Source organism: Streptococcus parasanguinis (assembly GCF_001578955.1).
Taxonomy (GTDB): Bacteria; Bacillota; Bacilli; order Lactobacillales; family Streptococcaceae; genus Streptococcus; species Streptococcus parasanguinis_U.
Genome location: NZ_KQ969689.1, coordinates 455,913 through 460,922 on the forward strand (window position 1 = coordinate 455,913; position 5,010 = coordinate 460,922).

Annotated in this window: 8 protein-coding genes; 7 read left to right on the forward strand and 1 reads right to left on the reverse strand. The window is 41.0% G+C overall.

Annotation, left to right across the window (positions count from 1 at the left end; translation table 11 throughout):
- On the reverse strand, window positions 1-472 hold a 472-nt coding region (locus SPADD19_RS02120; RefSeq protein WP_041818305.1), incomplete at its 3' end, for a GNAT family N-acetyltransferase.
- Between the two features lie 234 nt (window positions 473-706).
- Between SPADD19_RS02120 and SPADD19_RS13130 the strand changes: the two genes are divergently transcribed.
- The 7 genes from SPADD19_RS13130 to SPADD19_RS12395 form a co-directional block, all read left to right on the forward strand.
- The gene (locus SPADD19_RS13130) at window positions 707-1,015 is read left to right on the forward strand and encodes a hypothetical protein (RefSeq protein ID WP_061455075.1); all 309 of its coding nucleotides are present in this window, start codon (window positions 707-709) and stop codon (window positions 1,013-1,015) included.
- A gap of 13 nt (window positions 1,016-1,028) precedes the next feature.
- Window positions 1,029-1,238: a helix-turn-helix transcriptional regulator gene (locus tag SPADD19_RS02130; protein ID WP_003002675.1), complete on the forward strand. Its 210-nt coding sequence runs from the start codon at window positions 1,029-1,031 to the stop codon at window positions 1,236-1,238.
- 2 nt (window positions 1,239-1,240) lie between these two features.
- Window positions 1,241-2,026: a DUF3169 family protein gene (locus SPADD19_RS02135; protein ID WP_061455076.1), complete on the forward strand. Its 786-nt coding sequence runs from the start codon at window positions 1,241-1,243 to the stop codon at window positions 2,024-2,026.
- 11 nt (window positions 2,027-2,037) lie between these two features.
- Window positions 2,038-2,931, forward strand: a complete 894-nt coding sequence (locus SPADD19_RS02140; RefSeq protein WP_021153540.1) for an ABC transporter ATP-binding protein — start codon at window positions 2,038-2,040, stop codon at window positions 2,929-2,931.
- Entirely contained in the window at window positions 2,928-4,142 is a 1,215-nt protein-coding gene (locus SPADD19_RS02145; protein ID WP_061455077.1) for an ABC transporter permease, read from the forward strand. The genes SPADD19_RS02140 and SPADD19_RS02145 overlap by 4 nt, the downstream gene beginning before the upstream one ends.
- Window positions 4,143-4,179: 37 nt before the next feature.
- A complete protein-coding gene (locus SPADD19_RS11395) occupies window positions 4,180-4,302 on the forward strand; it encodes a helical hairpin domain-containing protein (protein WP_128861544.1) in 123 nt (40 codons plus the stop codon).
- Window positions 4,303-4,601: 299 nt separating this feature from the next.
- On the forward strand, window positions 4,602-5,010 hold a 409-nt coding region (locus SPADD19_RS12395), incomplete at its 3' end, for an aldo/keto reductase (RefSeq protein WP_241496412.1).

Sequence of the window (5,010 nt, forward strand, 5' to 3'; positions counted from 1 at the left end):
AGTCAATGATGGTTTCCATGACAGTTTCTTGAGGCTTCATACCCTGTCTTTGATAGAAGCGAAGGGCTCCCTCGTTGTCATTCCAAACATTGAGAGTTAGGTTGTAGCAACCAATTTCCCTAGCATAGTTGACAGCGAATTGATAGAGTTGATCACCGATCTTTTGCCCACGCGCTGCTTGATCGACACACAAGTCTTCGATGAAGAGGGTTTTTATCGGATGAAGCACAGGATTGTCAGAGACTTCTTTAATGGTGACAAAGAGATGTCCTAGGATCTGGCCATCCGCATTTTCGTAGACGAAAATCGGTGTCTTGTCTTGAGCCATTAACTGTTCTAACTCTTCTTCACTATATTTTCCGCCACTTTCCTTGAAAATATCGGGACGGACTTGGTGGTGGACGGAAAGAATCTGTTCTAAGAGACCAAGCAAAGCAGGAATATCATTTGGTTGAGCTGAACGAATCGTCATGTAGATCCTCCTTAGTAGTATTTTCTTCATTATAAAAATTTCTTACAGAGCTTGTCAATGGAAAAAGGAACGCTAAAAGGTGCGCAAATGCGGGCCTTTTATTTCTTACCTCAAATGATCTTGTCAACCATATTTTTATTTTTGACAAATATTTTTATTTTTTTGATAAATATACTTGTCAAAAAGAAAAAGAAGTGTTACAATGATTTTAGTTGAAAGAAGGGGAGGTTTCTTATGGGAGCCATATGGATTCTTTTTATCCCTTTTCTGATTATGGTTTATGCGAGCTCAGAAAAGAAGATTAAAAGGTTGAACAAACGCATTAGACGATTAGAAAAACAAGTGAAAGGAAATCAAGACATGTCTAGAATTTTAGAAGAATTGAAAGGCCAAACGGCCACTGTTACAGTGAGTGGTGTTGGGTTCGAGTATGAAATTTTGGATATCGACGAAGATTGGGTCAAACTGACTCGTGTGAATAATAAACAACAAAGGGAGACAAAATTAGTTCGCATCGAAGATATTCAAGGTATTCAACTATAAGGGGGCGAAAGCCATGATCTTAAAAAATCGACTGAAAGAGCTGAGGGCGCGTGATGGGCTCAACCAATCCGAGCTAGCTAAGCTAGCAGGGGTCTCGCGCCAGTCCATCAGTCTCTTGGAGCGAGGGGAATACACCCCTTCGGTTATCATTGCTATCACCATCGCCCAGATTTTCAAGGAACCGGTGGAGAATGTTTTTAGTCTAGTAGAGGGAGAGGAATAAATGTGAAAAAGAAGTATAAAGAAAGGTCAGCCCGTTTTCGTTTTTGGAGAAATGTCGGGATCATTACACTTTCTGGTTTGATTGGAGGAGTTATCGGATTTTTGACAGGGATGTTTGGATCCAAAAAGCCCCTGGAAATCCAATCATTCTTTAGTAAAGAGGTGCTCCTTTTGGGCTCAGTAGTTTTATTCTTGGTCGTGTTTATGATCACGATGGTCCTATTGATGCGGGTAAGTAAACTTCATTACAAGATTCTCCATATAGAAGACGAGGATGAAGCCTATCACTATGATATCCAGAAGGAAAAACTGTATGGGTTAGCGACCATCTTTAAAGGAATCATGATCTTGCCATACTTTTTTATTATCATCTTTTATATTCAATTGGTGTATTTGGATAAACCTGCGGCTTTTATCTTTGGACCTTTTACCATACTCTATCTTTTTCTTGCCTTGGTTGTCCTATTTTTCCTAGTGGGTATCTTCTATCGTAAGACCTTTAACTTGGTTTACGGGAAACCGATTCCCCGCAATGCCGATGCCAAGGAAATGCGTGAATTTATGATGAGTATGATGGATGAAGCAGAAAAGCAGATAAACTACGAGGAAAATTTCGAAGTGGTGGTTAAGTTAAGCAATTATATCTTGCCGAGCCTTCTCCTTGCTCTCCTCCTCATTGGGGTTGCCTTCAAAACGGATATCCTCTTAGCTTTGTTCGTCGTATCCATTCTCTATATTTATATCCTTATTTCACAATACAAAATTACCAAACGTTATTATAAAGAGTAAAGGAGTCATCTATGTTAGAAATTAGAAATTTAGAAAAAAGTTTTGGGAATAAGCAGGTTCTCTTCGGAGTAGATCTGACAGCTCAACAAGGGCATATCCTTGGCTTAGTTGGGAAAAATGGGGCCGGGAAAACAACTATTTTCCACAGCATCTTGCGCTTTTTGGACTACAGCGGTGAGATCCGCCTAGGTGGTAAAGCGATCACCCAAGAGACTTACAAGGAAATTGGCTATTTGCCAGAAGAGCGCAGTCTCATGCCAAAACTCACGATTTTTGAGCAGGTCCGCTATTTGGCTGCCTTAAAAGGAATGAGCACCGCTGAGGTCAAGGAAAAATTACCGACCTGGATGGAAAAACTCCAAGTAAAAGGAAAATTGACCGATAAAATCAAGAGCCTCTCAAAAGGGAACCAACAGAAGGTGCAACTGATCATCACCTTGATCCATGAGCCAAAATTGATCATTTTAGATGAACCATTTAGCGGCTTGGATCCGGTCAATACAGAGGTGCTCAAGCAGGTCATCTTTGAAGAAAAAGAGCGTGGGGCAACCATTATCTTTTCTGACCACGTCATGACCAACGTCGAAGAGTTGTGTGATGATATTCTTATGATCCGTGATGGTTCAGTTGTCCTTTCAGGGCCAGTCCAAGAGGTCCGGAATAGCTATGGCAAGACTCGCCTCTTTGTCTCTAACGACTTTAGTAAAGAAGAGCTAGAAGCTCTGCCACACGTGACCAAGGTCAGCATGACCAAGCAAGGGACTTGGAAGCTGATCTTGGATGATGCGTCAGCGGGTCCAGAATTATTTGATCGCTTGACCAAGGGCCACTACCTTGCAACCTTTGACCACCAAGCCCCAACTATTGATGAGATCTTTAAACTTGAATCAGGAGTAGAAGTATGAAACAGATGTTTGTCGTAATGAAAGAAACCTATATCAGACAAGTGAAATCATGGAGTTTTCTCTTCATGGTCTTCGGTCCCTTCCTCTTTTTAGGGTTGGGCATCGGAATCGGTTATCTAACGGATTCTTCTACAGATGCGAAGAATCAGGTGGTCTTGGTGACAGAAGTTCCAGCTGTCAAAGAAAGCCTCAAAGGAACTGATGGCTTGACCTTGGACTACAAAGATGAAGCTGCAGCTAAAAAAGCCATCAAGGATGAGAAAGCCGCTGCTTACCTAACGGTCGATGAAAAAGATGGCCAGCTAGAAGCTACTTATGTGGGCGACCAAGCCATGAAAATGGAATTGAAAAGCCTTGTCGCTGCGAAATTAAGCCAGGTCCAACAAGGGATCAATCTAGCGCGTGCCAATCTAAGCAAAGAGCAGCTGACAGCCTTGTCCCAACAGGTTTCTCTCAAAGAAAAAATTGATGAGAAAAAAGAAGGCTTGAAAATGGTGCAAACCATGGTTGCAGGTGGTCTAGGAATGTTGCTTTATATGATTTTGATCTTCTACTCGAGTATCACAGCCCAAGAAGTGGCCAGTGAAAAGGGAACTAAGATCATGGAAGTGGTCTTTTCTAGTATCAAAGCAACCGACTATTTCTTCGCACGCATGCTCGGACTCTTCGGTGTGATCTTTACCCATATTTTTGTCTATGTGATTGGTTTAGTAGCTGTTTGGATCTTTAGAGCAGATATCCCTGTTGTCAAGGATATTCTCGCTCCAAACTCTCCGATTACCCAACACCTTGCAGAGTCTATCTCGCTCAATACCGTCTTCTTCATTATCCTTGGGATCTTTATGTATGTGGTGCTCTCTGCCTTCTTAGGCTCCACAGTTGCACGACCTGAAGATTCAGGAAAAGCGATTTCGCCACTAATGATGTTAGTTATCTTTAGCTTCCTTGGGGTAACCACCTTGGGAAGTGCCGGTGATGTCTTCTTATTGAAGATCGGTTCTTACATTCCATTCTTTTCAACCTTCTTCATGCCTTTCCGTACCATCAATGGCTATGCGACTGGTCTTGAATCTTGGGCTTCATTGGGAATTGCGGTCCTCTTTACCATTGTGGGAACAGTGCTTATTGCTCGAATCTACGCGAGCTTAATCCTCCAGACCGATGACCTTGGACCATGGAAGACCATCAAACTTGCTCTTAGCTATCGCTAATCAAACAAGCCCTCAGTTATTGCTGAGGGCTTTTTGAATGGAGATTACAATTTTTTTGAAAGACTTGTCTCCAACTATTAATAAATTACAAGAAGCGATCGACGATATTCAAAATCATCTAGATAGTAAAATTGAAGAATATGAAAATGTGGTAAGGTAGCTTGAGAATATTTTTAACATTCTCAGGAACAGAATAAATATAGTTGATGGAGAAGAACTAAACTTAATGCAGTATTCACATTCTGAATACTATTATCAAAAATCACTATTTTACCCATGAGTTTTTATCGTTTATACTAAATCATGTCCAAGGGACAAGAAAAAAGATTTAGAGGTATAGAAATGAACGCAAGAAAAGTAAGACTTTTGACAACAACGGCTATAGCAACTATTTTTCTTTGCTATTGTACAGGTAAATGAAAGAGAACTATAATATAGACAGAAAGTGAGATGAATCCTATGAAAAACGTTAATTTGAACAATGGAGTGAAGATGCCAATTCTTGGCTTTGGTGTTTTCCAAATTCCTGCCAGTGAAACAAAGCAGGCCGTGCTTGATGCTATTAAGGTTGGCTATCGTCATTTTGATACGGCTCAGTCTTATGCCAATGAAAAAGAAGTTGGTGAAGCTATCGCAGAATCAGGTTTGCCAAGGGAAGAATTTTTCATTACTAGCAAAGTCTGGCTAGAGCATTACGGTTATGAGAAAACGAGAAAAGCTGTTCTACATTCATTGGAGGTCATGGGCTTAGATTATCTAGACTTGATGCTCCTTCATCAGCCCTTTGCAGATTACTATGGTTCTTATCGTGCCTTGGAGGACTTGTATAAAGAAGGGAAACTGCGTGCCATTGGTGTCAGCAATTTCT

Excerpts from the sequence above, each read along its gene's own strand:
- SPADD19_RS13130 (WP_061455075.1), top strand. The coding sequence starts at position 707 with ATGGGAGCCATATGGATTCTTTTTATCCCTTTTCTGATTATGGTTTAT.
- SPADD19_RS02130 (WP_003002675.1), top strand. The coding sequence starts at position 1,029 with ATGATCTTAAAAAATCGACTGAAAGAGCTGAGGGCGCGTGATGGGCTC.
- SPADD19_RS02140 (WP_021153540.1), top strand. The coding sequence starts at position 2,038 with ATGTTAGAAATTAGAAATTTAGAAAAAAGTTTTGGGAATAAGCAGGTT.
- SPADD19_RS02145 (WP_061455077.1), top strand. The coding sequence starts at position 2,928 with ATGAAACAGATGTTTGTCGTAATGAAAGAAACCTATATCAGACAAGTG.
- SPADD19_RS11395 (WP_128861544.1), top strand. The coding sequence starts at position 4,180 with ATGGAGATTACAATTTTTTTGAAAGACTTGTCTCCAACTATTAATAAA.